The sequence below is a fragment of the Micromonospora sp. NPDC049497 genome (assembly GCF_044465805.1).
Classification (GTDB): Bacteria; Actinomycetota; Actinomycetes; order Mycobacteriales; family Micromonosporaceae; genus Micromonospora.
This window is the reverse complement of record NZ_JBITMC010000010.1, coordinates 152,260-165,605: the sequence shown is the minus strand read 5'-3', so window position 1 is coordinate 165,605 and position 13,346 is coordinate 152,260. Positions and strand designations below refer to the sequence as shown.

The window sequence follows — 13,346 nt, the reverse complement described above, 5'->3', positions numbered from 1 at the left end:
TGTGCAACTGTTGGGACACGGCCCGCACACCCGCCGGGTGGCGCGGTGGCGGTGCAAGACTGGTAGGCATGCCTGAGCTGCGGTCGAAGACCTCCACGCACGGTCGGACGATGGCCGGCGCCCGGGCCCTCTGGCGGGCCACCGGGATGACCGACGACGATTTCGGCAAGCCGATCGTCGCCATCGCCAACAGTTTCACCCAGTTCGTCCCCGGCCACGTACACCTCAAGGACATGGGCGGCCTGGTCGCCGGCGCGGTGGCCGAGGCCGGCGGGGTGGGTCGGGAGTTCAACACCATCGCCGTGGACGACGGCATCGCGATGGGCCACGGCGGCATGCTCTACTCCCTGCCGAGCCGGGAGCTGATCGCCGACGCGGTGGAGTACATGGTCAACGCGCACTGCGCGGACGCCCTGGTCTGCATCTCGAACTGCGACAAGATCACCCCCGGGATGCTGCTGGCCGCGCTCCGGCTCAACATCCCCACCGTCTTCGTCTCCGGCGGCCCGATGGAGGCCGGCAAGACGGTGGCGATCGAGGGGATCGTCCACTCCAAGATCGACCTGATCGACGCGATGATCGCCTCGTCCAACGAGGCGGTCACCGACGACCAGCTCGGCGAGATCGAGCGCTCGGCCTGCCCGACCTGCGGCTCCTGCTCCGGCATGTTCACCGCCAACTCGATGAACTGCCTCACCGAGGCCATCGGGCTCGCGCTGCCCGGCAACGGCTCCACGCTGGCCACCCACGCCGCGCGCCGGTCGCTCTTCCTCGAGGCCGGCCGCACCGTCGTGGAGATCGCCAAGCGGTGGTACGACGGTGACGACGCTTCGGTGCTGCCCCGCGCGGTCGCCAGCCGGGCCGCGTTCGAGAACGCGGTCGCCCTGGACGTGGCGATGGGCGGGTCGACCAACACGATCCTGCACCTGCTCGCCGCCGCCCGGGAGGCGGAGATGGACTTCTCCGTCGCCGACATCGACGCGATCTCGCGCCGGGTGCCCTGCCTGGCCAAGGTCGCGCCGAACTCCCCGCAGTACCACATGGAGGACGTGCACCGGGCCGGCGGAATCCCCGCCATCCTCGGCGAGCTGGACCGGGCCGGCCTGCTGCACCGGCAGGTGCACAGCGTGCATTCCCCCTCGCTCGCGCAGTGGCTCACCGACTGGGACGTCCGGGGCGGGTCACCGAGGCCGGAGGCGCTGGAGCTGTTCCACGCCGCGCCGGGGGGCGTGCGCACCACCGAGCCGTTCTCCACCACCAACCGCTGGTCGTCGTTGGACACCGACGCGGCGGAGGGTTGCATCCGGGACCTCGACCACGCGTACAGCGCCGACGGCGGCCTGGCCATCCTGCACGGCAACCTGGCGCCGGAGGGCTGCGTCGTCAAGACCGCCGGGGTGCCCGAGGAGTGCCTGACGTTCCGCGGCCCGGCCAAGGTGTTCGAGTCGCAGGACGACGCGGTCGAGGCCATCCTCAACAAGCGGATCGTCGCCGGTGACGTGGTCGTGATCCGGTACGAGGGCCCGAAGGGCGGGCCGGGCATGCAGGAGATGCTCTACCCCACCTCGTTCCTCAAGGGCCGGGGCCTGGGCCGGGCCTGCGCGCTGCTCACCGACGGCCGGTTCTCCGGCGGCACCTCCGGGCTGTCCATCGGGCACGTCTCACCCGAGGCGGCCTCCGGTGGGCTGATCGCCCTGGTCCGCGACGGCGACGAGATCGCCATCGACATCCCGGGCCGGTCCATCGAGCTGAACGTGCCGTCGGACGAGTTGGAGGCGCGACGGGTGGCCGAGGAGAAGCGGGACCGCCCGTACACCCCGGTCGGCCGGCAGCGGCCGGTGTCGGCGGCGCTGCGCGCGTACGCGTCGATGGCGACCTCGGCCAGCGACGGCGCCTACCGCCGCGTCCCCGAGTGAAAGGAAGGGCCCCTTCTTAACGCCTGCGGTAGAGGAAGGGACCCTTCTTAACGCGCCCGGTCCGGCACCGGCGCCGGCGTGTCGCCGAGCGCGACCTCCCGCGCGTACGCGATGGCGGCCGGCGTGTCCGGAAAGACCAGCCCCTCGCGGCGCAGTTGGGCGGCGACACCGAGGGCGCTGAGCACCTGGTCGTGGCCCGGGGTGATGCCGGAGATCAGCACCACGATGCCGCGTGCCCGCAGCCGGTCGATGGCGTCGCCGAGGACCTGCGCTCCGGTCGCGTCGATGGTCGACACCCGGGACATCCGCAGGATCACCACCCGGACGTCGGCCACCTCGGCCAGTTCCAGCAGGAACGTGTGCGCGGCGGCGAAGAAGAGCGGCCCGTCCAGCCGGTAGGCGACGATGTGCTCGGCGAACAGGGCGTGCTCCTCGGCGCTGTGCTCGCCCGGGTCGAGGGGCACCTGTTCCAGTCGCGCGCTGCGGGCGACCGCCCGCAGCGCGAGGACGACCGCCACGGCCAGCCCGACCACCACCGCGGTGACCAGGTCCCAGATGACCGTGACGGCGAAGGTCAGCACCAGCACCACGGCGTCGGCCCGGGTGGCACGCATCAGCGCCCGGAGGGATGCGGCCTCGACCATCCGGACGGTGGTGGCGAGCAGCACGCCGGCCAGTGCGGCGAGCGGGATGCGACCGACGAGCGGGGCCGCCGCGAGCACGATCACCGCCAGCGCGACGGCGTGGGTGAGCGCGGCGAGCTTCGACGCGGCCCCGGCCCGTACGTTGACAGCGGTGCGGGCGATGGCGGCGGTCGCCGGGATGCCGCCGACGAGCGGGGCCGCGAGGTTGGCCAGCCCTTGACCGAAGAGTTCCCGGTCGGGGTCGTGCCGCTCGCCGACCGTCATCCCGTCGGCCACGGTCGCCGAGAGCAGGCTCTCCAGTGCGGCGAGCGCGGCCACCGCGAGCGCGCTGGGCAGCAGCACCCCGACCGCGCCGAGGTCGAGGAAGTCCAGCGAGGGCACCGGCAGCCCCTGGGGCAGCGCGCCGACGCGGACCAGGTCGACCGGGACGAGTTCGGCGAGGAGCGTCGCGGCGCCGACGCCGATCAGGGAGAACGGCAGGCCGGGCCGCCACCGGGCGCCGAGCAGCATCAGCGCTGCCACCCCGAGCGCGACGGCGACGGCGGCCGGTCGGGGGTTGGCGACGAACCGGGTGACCGCGTCGGCGGCCACCGCCCAGACCTTGTCGCCCTGCGCGTCGGTGACGCCGAGCGCTGCCGGCGCCTGCTGAAGGGCGATGACCACGGCGATTCCGGCGGTGAAGCCCTCGATCACCGGGGTCGGCAGGTAGCGGACGTACCGGCCCAGGCGGGCGAGCGCGAGCGCGATCAGCAGCACCCCGGCCATCGCGCCCACCATCAGGACGCCGGTCGGCCCGAACTGCTGCACCACGGGCACCAGGACCACGGTCATCGCTCCGGTCGGGCCGGACACCTGGAGGTTGGAGCCGCCGAAGACGGCGGCCACCGCGCCGGCGACGACGGCGGTGATCAGCCCGGCCTCGGCGCCGAGGCCGGAGGTGACGCCGAACGCCAGTGCCAGCGGCAGCGCCACCACCGCCACGGTCAGGCCGGCGAGCAGGTCCCGACGGGGCGAGCGGCGTACGGCCACCCAGTCGGCCCGGCGGGGAAGCAGCCCGAGGACCCGGTCCCGCACGAGAGCGGTCACCGGTCCTCCCCGCGCAGCTCCTCGAGGAGGGCGTCCCGGTCGGTGAGCACCGCGCCGAGGATGCGCCGCCCGGCGGCGAGCAGGTCGGCCACGTCGGGGGTGCTGAGCGCGTACATGACCAGGGAACCGTCCCGGTACGAGGCGACCAGGCCGGCGCGCCGCAGCACGGCGAGCTGCTGCGAGAGGTTGGACGGCTCGACGTCGACGGCGGCGAGCAGGTCGCGGACGGGCTTCGGGCCGTCCTGGAGCAGCTCGAGCACCCGGATGCGGACCGGGTGCCCGAGGGTGCGGAACAGCTCCGCCTTCGCCTGATACAGCGGCACCAACATGAAGAACCCTCCCCACGACATGACGACTTTAACACTTGCAGAACTCTTCAAGTCGACAGATATCGAGGAGTGTTAACAGGGGCCCCTTCCTCTACCGAAGGCGTTAAGAAGGGGCCCCTCCTTTCAGTCGTTCACGCAGCGGAGCACCGGGCGGGACGTGAGCGCGGTGGCGTCCAACGGCCCGTTCGCGCGGACGGTGAAGGTCGCCGACTCGCCGGGGAGCAGCGTCACCAGCGCCTCGTCGACCTCCGCCGACGGGTCGAGGCGGTCCGGGTACAGGATGAGGTCGCGCAGGATCGTGCGGGCGGTGACCCGCACCCGCTGGCCGTCCCCGGCCGGCTCGACCGTCGCGTCGTACTCCGCCGCCGGCCACGTGACGTCGCGGTCCTCGGCGAAGAACCACAGCGCCCGCGCGGCGTCCTCCCCCGTCTCGGCGAGCAGCAGCTCGCGGCGAGGCTCGTCCGGCCGCGCCAGCTCCGCCGGCAGCACCCGCGCCACCGACGAGTACGGCGGCACGTCCAGCTGAACCCCGGTCTTCGCCCGGGGCTCACCGGCCAGGGTCACCCGGGTGACCGTCGCGTCGATCCGCCACGGTGAGCCGGTCTCGTTGACCGCCACCACCGCCAGACCGCCGTCGCGGGGCTGGACGGTGAGCAGCCGGTCGGCGTACGCGCGTCGGACCGCGTACCACAGGGGTTTCCGGCGGCCGTCACCGTCGACGGCGGACCACGAGGTCACCGGCCAGCAGTCGTTGAGCTGCCAGAAGATCGTGCCCGAGCAGACGCTCCGGTGGGACCGGAAGTGCTCGATGCCGACCTGGATCGCGCGGGCCTGGGTGAGCTGGGTGAGGTAGTGCCAGTCGTCGAAGTCGGCCGGTGGGGGCAGGTGCGCGTCCAGCCCCCGCTGGAGCTTGAGGTCCCCGTCGATGGCCTTCTGGTGGTGGGCCATTCCGGGCGAGTCGTGGGCGAGCGGGTCGTCCGACAGGGCCCGCCGCAGCGTCGCGTACGCCGGGGGCGCCTGCCAGCCGAACTCGGCGACGAACCGGGGCACGTACGCCCGGTACTTCGTGTAGTCGTCGGTGTTCCACACGTCCCAGATGTGCATGGTCCCGTACGCCGGGTCGTTGGGGTGGACGTCCTCGCTGCCGGACCAGGGGCTGCCCGGCCAGTACGGGCGGGTCGGGTCCAGCTCGGCGACGGTCCGGGGCAGCACGTCGAGGTAGTAGCCCCGGCCCCAGGTGCGCCCGGCCAGGGGTTCCTGCCAGTCCCAGTCGTGCCAGCCCCAGATGTTCTCGTTGTTGCCCGTCCAGAGCACCAGCGACGGGTGCGGGGCGAGGCGTACCACCTGCTCGGCGGCCTCGGCGGCCACCTCGGAGGCGATCGGCTCCTCCTCCGGGTACGCGGCGCAGGCGAAGAGGAAGTCCTGCTGCACCAGGAGGCCGAGCGAGTCGGCGAGGTCGTAGAAGTCCTCCGACTCGTACCGGCCCCCGCCCCAGACCCGTAGCAGGTTGATGTTGGCGCCGATCGCCTGGTCGAAGCGGTGCGCCAGCCGCTCCCGGGTGATCCGGGTTCCGAAGGCGTCGTCGGGGATCCAGTTGACGCCCCGCACGAAGACCGGCACGTCGTTGACGTGCAGGGTGAACGCGGCGCCGTGCTCGTCTCCGGCGGTGTCGAGGCGTACCGACCGGAAGCCGACGCGCCGGCTCCACGTGTCCAGCGTCGCGCCGTCCGGCCCGCACAGGGTCACGTCGAGGTCGTGCCGGACGGGGTCGCCGTACCCCCTCGGCCACCACCGCTCGGGGTCGCGGACGGCGACGGTCAGGACGGCGGTCCGCTCGCCCGCCGCGATCGTGGCCTCGGCGGCGCCGCCGGCGACGGCGGCCCGCACGGTCACCGGCACGTCGGCGGCACGCTCGATCTCGACGTGCAGCTCGACCCGGCCGTCGGTCCCGTCGACGGTGACCAGCGGCCGGACGGTCGCCAGCCGGGCGGCGGACCAGGCGTGCAGCCCGATCGGCCGCCAGATGCCGGCCGTGACCAGGGTGGGTCCCCAGTCCCACCCGAAGTTGCAGGCCATCTTGCGGATGAAGGGGAACGGCTCCGGGTACGCGTTGGGCCGGTCGCCGAGCCGGTCGCGCTGCGCCTCGGCGTAGCGGTACGCGGAGTCGAACCGGACGGCCAGGGTGTTGTCCTCCGGCCGCAGCAGCGCGCCGACGTCGAAGCGGTAGCCGCGGTGCATGTTCGCGGTGCGCCCGATCTCGACGCCGTTGAGCGTCACCGTGGCGACCGTGTCGAGGCCGTCGCAGACGAGGTCGACACGGTCGTGCGCGCCGTCCGGACGGTCGAAGGTGGTCTCGTAGACCCAGTCGGTGCGCCCGATCCAGCCGAGGCCGGTCTCGTTGGCGTCCAGGTACGGGTCTCCGATCAGCCCGGCGGCCAGCAGGTCGGTGTGGACGCAACCGGGCACGGTGGCCGGCACCGCCCGGTCGGCGATCCCGGCCGGCACCTGCGGTCCGGGTACGGCCCGCAGGGTCCAGCCCTGGTGCAACGGGGTCACGACTTCACCGCACCTTCCATGATTCCGCGGACGATCTGGCGCCCACCGATGAACAGCATGATCAGCAGGGGCAGGGTGGCGACCAGAGCGCCGGCCAGCACCCGCCGGTAGAGCACGTAGTTGCCGCTGGCCAGGTCGGACAGCGCGACCATCGAGGTCGGGTAGTCGGTGCCACCCAGGGTGATCAACGGCCACTGGAACTCGTTCCAGGTGGCGACGAAGGTGAGCAGGCCGAGTACCGCCATCGCCGGCCGGACCGCCGGCACCACCACGCTCCAGAAGATGCGCATGGTGCTGGCGCCGTCGACCCGGGCGGCCTCGATCAGCTCGTCGGGCACGGCGTCGAGGATGAACTGGCGCATGTAGAACACGCCGAACGCGCTCACCAGGCCGGGCACGATGACCGCGAGCAGGGTGCCGTTCCAGCCGCCCTCGCCGGGCATCTTGCCCATGAGGATGTAGAGGGCGACCACGCCGAGCTGGTTCGGCACCGTCATGGTGAGGATGACCATGACCATCAGTGCGTTGCGTCCCTTGAACCGCAGCTTGGCGAACGCGAAGCCGGCCAGCGAGCAGAAGAACAGCACCGAAGCGGTCACCACGGACGAGACGATCACGCTGTTGACCAGCGACTGGAGGAAGAAGACGTCCTGCATCGAGAAGACCTCGCGCAGGTTCGTCGCGAGTTCCCCACCCGGGATCACCTGCGGCGGGATCTTCGCCAGTGCCTCGTCGGTGTTCGTGGCGATGACGAACATCCAGTAGAGCGGGAACGCTGAGAGGGCGATCACCACGGCGAGGAAGAGGTAGTTCCAGAAGCTGCCGGGTGTGTTCTGCGGGGCCCGGCCCATCAGGGCCGCCCGCCGGGTGCCGACGTCACTCACCGTTTCCCACCTCCGAGCCGGTTCGTGATCAGCGCGTTCACCGCCGCGACGATCAGGATGACGAGGAAGAGCGCCCAGGACATCGCGGCGGCGTAGCCGAGGTTCAGGTCCCGCCACCCGACCTTGTAGATGAGCTGGGCGATGGTCTGCCACTGCCCGTCGTCGCCGCCTTGGGCCAGCGCCGGGTTGGCGTCGAAGAGCATCGGCTCGGTGAACAACTGGAGCCCGCCGATGGTGGAGAGCACCACGGTGAAGATGACCACCGGCCGGATCATCGGCACGGTGATGCGCCACAGCTGACGCCACGGACCGGCGCCGTCGACGGCGGCGGCCTCGTACACGTCACGCGGGATGGACTGCATCGCGGCCAGGTAGAGCAGTGCGTTGTAGCCGATCCACTTCCAGTTGACCATCGTGGCGATCGCGATCCAGGACGCCCACTTCGTCGACCGCCAGTCGATCGGCGCGGTCTCGCCGACGCCCAGCAGGGACAGCACCCAGTTGGCGACGCCGGTGTCCCGGGCGAAGACCACCGTGAAGATCAGCGTCGACGCGGTGACCGGCGTGATGTACGGCAGCAGCACCCCGACCCGGAACCAGGTCTGCGCGCGCAGCTTCCGGTTCAGCAGGGACGCCACGATCAGCGCCAGGAGCAGTTGCGGCACCGTGGAGAGCACGAAGATGCCGAACGTGTTGCCCAGCGCGTTCCAGAAGTCGCCGTCGTCGAGCAGCCGCTCGAAGTTCGCGAAGCCCGCCCAGCCGGTCAGGGTCGGGTCGTCGAGCCGCCAGTTGCGCAACGCGACCACGCCGTTGAACACGATCGGGAAGAGCCCGAAGACCGCGAAGAGCAGGAAGAACGGTGCGATCAGCAGGTAGGGCACGTACCGCACGTCGAAGCGGTAGAGGCGGCTGCGCCAGGTGCCCGCCCGGTCCGGGGGACGGCGGACGGGGGCCGTCGCGTCCGCGGGACGGCCGGGCCGGGACGCCACGGGGGCGGCGCGGGTGGTGGACATCGGAACCTCCGGGGGACGAGCGGTCCGCGGGGCGGGTGGGGCCGTCGGCGGACGGCCCCACCCCGGGCGTACGTCAGGACTTGGCGGCCTTCTCGGCTTCCTTGATCGCCTCGGTCCACGCCTGGTCGGGCTTGCCCTTCAGGTTTCCGTTGGCCAGACGGTTGATCACGTTCTCCACGGCGACCCGCGTCGGCCCGTTCTTCCTGCCGAGGTACTGCGGGGTCAGGTTCTCGGCGGTCTTGGAGAAGATCTGACCGACCGGGGCGTTGCTGAAGAACGGGTTGGTGAAGTCCTTGATCGCCGGGTCCTGGTAGAGCGCCGGCTGCGACGGCAGGTTGCCGACCTTCTTGAAGATCTCGATCTGCTGCTCGGGCTGGACCAGCCACTCCAGGAACTTGTACGCCTCGTCGACGTTCTTGCCCTGCCTGGGGATGGTCAGGAACGAGCCACCCCAGTTGCCGCCGCCGCCGGGGATCGCCGCGACGTCCCACTTGCCCTGGGTGGTGGGGGCGGTGTTCTTGATGTGCCCCTGCATCCACGCCGGGCAGGCGAGGACGGCGAAGTTGCCCTTGACGAAGCCGCTGTTCCACTCCGGCGAGAAGGCGGTGAGGTTGGCCGACAGGTCGGCGCCGATCATCTTGGCGGCCACGTCGAAGGCGGCCTTCGGGCCGCCGTCCATCTTCAGCGTCTCGCTCTCGTCGAAGAAGCCGACCGGCTGCTGTCCGAGGACCGGGTTGAAGATGTTGGTCGCGGAGTCGATGAACTTCTTCCCGCTCTTGGCCTTGTACTGCTGGCCGACGGCGATGAACTGGTCCCAGGTGGGCCAGAGCGCGGAGACCTGGTCCCGGTCGGTGGGCAGGCCGGCGGCCTTGAAGAGGTCGGTGCGGTAGCACATGGCCAGGCCGCCGACGTCGGTGCCGAGCCCGATCTGGGCCTTGCCGTCGGGCGTCAGGGTCTGCTTCCACTTCCAGGGCAGGTACTTGCTCTCGTACTGGCCGGCGCCCTTGTCGAGCAGGTTGACGAACTTGTCGGCCTGGCCGCGGAACTGGACCACGAAGCCCTCGTCGATGGCGGCGATGTCGGGCGCGCCGGAGCCGGCGATCAGCTTCTTCTGGAGGTCCTCGTGCTGGGCGTTGTACTCGCCGGTGTTCAGGCTGATCTTGACGTTCGGGTTGTCGGCCTCGTAGCGGCTCTTCAGCTCGTCCAGGCCGAAGTCGCCCCAGAAGTTGATCTTCAGAGTGACCTGGCCGTCGCCGCTGCCGGAGCCACCGCCGCTGTTGCCGCTGCAAGCGGCGAGCAGGGCCAAGCCGACCGAGCCCGCCGCGACGGCGCGGGCCCAGGTTTTCCAGGACCGTTTCATGTCATCCTCCGGGCAACACTTGGGAACGCTCCCGACATCGAGAGACGTTGACTGAACCGGATAAGTTACGCCACCGTACGACTCGGCTTCGGGTGTGTCAACGACCGGTTAACGGCACCACCTCGGCAGAGCGTCGACGGGCTGTTGGGAGCGTGGCCATGCGTGGTGGAGCGCTCTTTCACGCAGCCTCGACCAACCCGGGCGGTTCCCTCACCACGCCCGGGACCGTAGGCTTAACCGAGCAAGTTGCGATCCCCTCGGCGCTCTCGCCGAACGGGGTCGACCCACGACTGCCGCCACCCGTAGCGTGACCACCTGCGCCGGGAGGCCGGCACAGGTGTGACCGCCCGTCACGGGCGGAGACAAGGAGTGCGCCGGTGAAGCGGCCGACCATCGCCGACGTCGCCCGACGTGCCGGGGTATCCAAGGGCGCCGTGTCCTACGCACTGAACGGCCAGCCCGGAGTCTCCGAGGCGACCCGGCAACGGATCCTCGCCATCGCCGCGGAGATCGGCTTCAACCCGAGCAGCGCCGCCCGCGCCCTCTCCGGGTCCACCGCCGACGCGATCGGCCTGGCCCTGTGCCGGCCCGCCCGCACACTCGGCATCGAGCCGTTCTTCATGGAGCTGATCAGCGGCGTGGAGGCGGAGCTGTCCGCCCGCTCGTACGCGCTGACCCTCCAGGTCGTCGCCGACCCGGACGCGGAGGTCGCGGTCTACCGGCGGTGGTGGGGTGAGCGTCGGGTGGACGGCGTCCTCGTGTGCGACCTGCGCGCCGACGACCGGCGGGTGCCGGTGCTGGAGGAGCTGGGCCTGCCGGCCGTCGTGATCGGTGGCCCCGGCGGCACCGGCCGGCTGGCCAGCGTCTGGTCCGACGACGCGGCGGCGCTGGTCGAGACGGTGGAATACCTGGCAGCGCTCGGCCACCGTCGCGTCGCCCGGGTCGGCGGGCTCCCCGGCCTGCTGCACACGGAGATCCGCACCGAGGCCTTCGCCCGCGTGTGCCGCCGGCTCGACCTGCCCGACGCGGTGACCGTGCCGTCGGACTACACCGGCGAGGAGGGCGCGCGCGCCACTCGTCGGCTGCTCAGCGCTCCGGACCGGCCGACCGCCGTGATCTACGACAACGACGTGATGGCCATAGCCGGCCTGTCGGTCGCCCAGGAGATGGGGCTCTCCGTCCCGGGCGACCTGTCCATCGTGGCCTGGGACGACTCCCCGCTCTGCCAGCTGGTGCATCCGTCGTTGACGGCGCTGAGCCGGGACATCCCCGCGTACGGCGCACACGCCGCCCGGCAGCTCCTGTCGGTGATCGGCGGCGCGGAGGTGGGCGTTCTCCAGGACGAGACCGCGCATCTCACCCCGCGCGGCAGCACCGCACCGCCCCGAGTCAGGTGAACCGGTTCAGAGATGTCAGCGGGACGCGGTCGGGAACTCCTCGAAGTACGCCTCGACCCGTTCGGCGGTGGCCGGGCGAGCCAGGGCGAAACCCTGCCCGTACCGGCAGCCGGCCCGGTGGGCCCCGTCCACCTGCGCGGGCCACTCCAGCTCCTCGGCCACGATCTCCACGCCCAGCCGGTCACCCACGTTCACCACGACGTCGATGAGCGGGCGCTGCGGGTCGGCACCCGGCTCGACGACCTGCGGACCCACCTTGAGCAGGTCGATCGGCAGCCGGCGCAGCTGGCTGAGCGAGGCGTGCTCGGCCCGGAAGTCGTCCAGCGCGGTGCGGATGCCCAGTGATCGCAGCCCGGCCAGCCGAGCCACCACGGTCGGCAGGTCGGCGGCGACCCGCGGCTCGGACACCTCGACCACCAGCCGCTCGGGGACCACCCCGTACGCGTCCAGCACCGCCGCCGTCCGGGGCACGAAGTCGGGCGCGGCCAGTTCCCGGACGGTCACGTTGATCGCCATCCAGAAATCCTCCCGGCCCCCGCCGGACCAGGCGGCCAGCTGGCGGCAGGCCCGGTCCAGCACCCAGCAGCCCAGTTCACCGACGATGTCCAGGTCCTCGGCCACCGGCAGCAGCTCGCCGGGCAGGACCGTGCCGAGCACCGGACTGCGCCAGCGCAGCAGGGCCTCGGTCCCCACCGGCCGCCGGTCGGCCAGGCCGACCACCGGCTGGTAGACCAGGTCCAGCTCACCCCGGGCGACCGCACCGGGCAGCTCCCGTTCCAGGTCCAGCCGCCGGACGAGCTGCTCCTCCAGGTACGCGTCGTACCACTCGACGCGGTCCCGACCGAGCTGCACCGCGCGCCGCCGGGCCAGGTCGGCCTGGCGCAGCACGTCCTCCGGCGCGACCCCGGCGACCTCGGCCAGCCCGATGCTCACCTGGAGTCGGAGCACCACCCCGGCCACCTGGTAGGGCTGGGTGAGCACCTCGACCAGCCGGGTGCCCAGCGCGTACGCCCGCACCGGCCCGGACCGGGTGACCACGGCCAGCGCGGTGCCGGTCAGGTCCGCGACCAGGTCCCCGGGGCCGATGACGGCCCGCCCGCGCCGGCACGCCTCGGCGAGCACGTCCTCCCGGAACCGGTGGTCGTGGGCCTCCCCACCGTGCAGGTCGACGACGAGCAGGGCGCCGGCGGGCGGTGCCGCGTCCCGCAGGTCGGCGAGGACCCGCAGCAGCTCCGACCGGTCGGCCGGGACGCCGGCCGGACGTGACCCGTCACTGCCCGCCGCGTCGGGGACGTCCCGTCCGCGCGCCGCGCGCCGGTCGTGCACCGGGAGCAGTTCGCGGAGCACGAGCAGCGGCACCCCCGCCAGCGCGATGACCAGGGTGGCGCGCTCGACGGGCGCGTCGGAGGCGAGCTGCCACCCCGTCGCCGCCACCACCGTGACCGCCGGGAGCAGCACGCGGGGAAGGACGAGCGTGGGCCGGCGGTCCGGGGCGACGTCGGCCCCGATCGCCCGCCGCGCCCCCGCCGCCGTCAGGAGCATCCCACCGACCAGCGGCGGTACGGCCACCAGCGGCAGCCGGCCCGGCATCGCCCCGATGGTCGACGTCGCCAGCAGCACCAGCCCGAACAGGGCGAGCGCGGCCCCGCCCCGGCAGTGTGCCGCGCCACCGCCCCGCTCCGGGCCGGTGAGCGCGGTGAGCGCGGCGACGGCGAGCCCGCCCAGCGCCACGGCGGACGCGAGCCGGGCCGACGGTGCCAGGCCGCCGGCGGGCAGGAGCAGCCAGGCAGCGAGCACCAGGCCGATGCCGGGGCCGGCCGCGTCGGCGATCCGCCGCAACCGGACGCGGGCCGGCGGACGGACGCCCCGCGACAGCGGAAGCAGCCCGGCGGTGAAGAGGACGGCCGCACCGGCCAGGCCGGCCACGGCGGTCGTGTCGTTCCGGGCCGGTCCGGCCAGGGGCAGCGCGGCGGCCGTCAGGCCGGTCACGACCACGGCGGCGAGCAGGCACACCGCCGCGGCCACGACGGTCTCCGGCGTGGCGGGACGGCGGATCGGAACGTGGCGCGGGTACGCGAGGGGCACGGCGGTCGCCTTCGTGAGGGGGCACGGGGGCGGTGCGGCGGCGCGAGGGCGGCGAACTGTCGTCCGTCGCCCAACC

At 72.4% G+C, this 13,346-nt stretch carries 9 protein-coding genes; 2 read left to right on the top strand and 7 right to left on the bottom strand.

The genetic code is table 11. The features are described from left to right. The first annotated feature begins 68 nt into the window (after nt 1-68). On the top strand, nt 69-1,916 hold the full coding sequence (ilvD, locus tag ACIBR0_RS16365) for a dihydroxy-acid dehydratase (protein WP_396716333.1): 1,848 nt from the start codon (nt 69-71) through the stop codon (nt 1,914-1,916). Nucleotides 1,917-1,963: 47 nt separating this feature from the next. Here ilvD and ACIBR0_RS16360 read toward each other — a convergent pair whose 3' ends face one another. The 6 genes from ACIBR0_RS16360 to ACIBR0_RS16335 all read right to left on the bottom strand — a co-directional run bounded on the left by ACIBR0_RS16360 (nt 1,964) and on the right by ACIBR0_RS16335 (nt 9,788). Then, a complete protein-coding gene (locus ACIBR0_RS16360; RefSeq protein WP_396716331.1) occupies nt 1,964-3,646 on the bottom strand; it encodes a SulP family inorganic anion transporter in 1,683 nt (560 codons plus the stop codon). Further along, nucleotides 3,643-3,975 carry an ArsR/SmtB family transcription factor gene (locus tag ACIBR0_RS16355; protein ID WP_396716329.1) on the bottom strand — a complete coding sequence of 111 codons (333 nt, stop codon included), beginning with the start codon at nt 3,973-3,975 and terminating at the stop codon, nt 3,643-3,645. The genes ACIBR0_RS16360 and ACIBR0_RS16355 overlap by 4 nt, the downstream gene beginning before the upstream one ends. A 123-nt stretch (nt 3,976-4,098) precedes the next feature. Then, complete coding sequence (locus tag ACIBR0_RS16350) at nt 4,099-6,531, bottom strand: glycoside hydrolase family 2 protein (RefSeq protein ID WP_396716327.1); 2,433 nt, start codon at nt 6,529-6,531, stop codon at nt 4,099-4,101. After that, complete coding sequence (locus ACIBR0_RS16345) at nt 6,528-7,382, bottom strand: carbohydrate ABC transporter permease (RefSeq protein WP_396716427.1); 855 nt, start codon at nt 7,380-7,382, stop codon at nt 6,528-6,530. The genes ACIBR0_RS16350 and ACIBR0_RS16345 overlap by 4 nt, the downstream gene beginning before the upstream one ends. A 29-nt stretch (nt 7,383-7,411) precedes the next feature. Continuing rightward, nucleotides 7,412-8,428, bottom strand: coding sequence for a carbohydrate ABC transporter permease (locus ACIBR0_RS16340; RefSeq protein ID WP_396716325.1), 1,017 nt, complete (start codon nt 8,426-8,428; stop codon nt 7,412-7,414). Nucleotides 8,429-8,501: 73 nt separating this feature from the next. Next, nucleotides 8,502-9,788, bottom strand: coding sequence for an extracellular solute-binding protein (locus ACIBR0_RS16335; RefSeq protein WP_396716323.1), 1,287 nt, complete (start codon nt 9,786-9,788; stop codon nt 8,502-8,504). Nucleotides 9,789-10,165: 377 nt separating this feature from the next. On the opposite strand from ACIBR0_RS16335, the gene ACIBR0_RS16330 reads away from it, so the two are divergent. Then, nucleotides 10,166-11,185, top strand: coding sequence for a LacI family DNA-binding transcriptional regulator (locus tag ACIBR0_RS16330; RefSeq protein ID WP_396716321.1), 1,020 nt, complete (start codon nt 10,166-10,168; stop codon nt 11,183-11,185). A gap of 15 nt (nt 11,186-11,200) precedes the next feature. On the opposite strand, the gene ACIBR0_RS16325 is transcribed toward ACIBR0_RS16330, so the two are convergent. Continuing rightward, entirely contained in the window at nt 11,201-13,270 is a 2,070-nt protein-coding gene (locus ACIBR0_RS16325; RefSeq protein WP_396716319.1) for an EAL domain-containing protein, read from the bottom strand. Nucleotides 13,271-13,346: the final 76 nt, after the last annotated feature.

What these genes read in the sequence shown, in the direction of transcription:
- ACIBR0_RS16345 (WP_396716427.1), bottom strand. Translation starts at nt 7,382, where the DNA reads ATGGGCCGGGCCCCGCAGAACACACCCGGCAGCTTCTGGAACTACCTC.
- ACIBR0_RS16340 (WP_396716325.1), bottom strand. Translation starts at nt 8,428, where the DNA reads ATGTCCACCACCCGCGCCGCCCCCGTGGCGTCCCGGCCCGGCCGTCCC.
- ACIBR0_RS16355 (WP_396716329.1), bottom strand. Translation starts at nt 3,975, where the DNA reads ATGTTGGTGCCGCTGTATCAGGCGAAGGCGGAGCTGTTCCGCACCCTC.
- ACIBR0_RS16335 (WP_396716323.1), bottom strand. Translation starts at nt 9,788, where the DNA reads ATGAAACGGTCCTGGAAAACCTGGGCCCGCGCCGTCGCGGCGGGCTCG.
- ilvD (WP_396716333.1), top strand. Translation starts at nt 69, where the DNA reads ATGCCTGAGCTGCGGTCGAAGACCTCCACGCACGGTCGGACGATGGCC.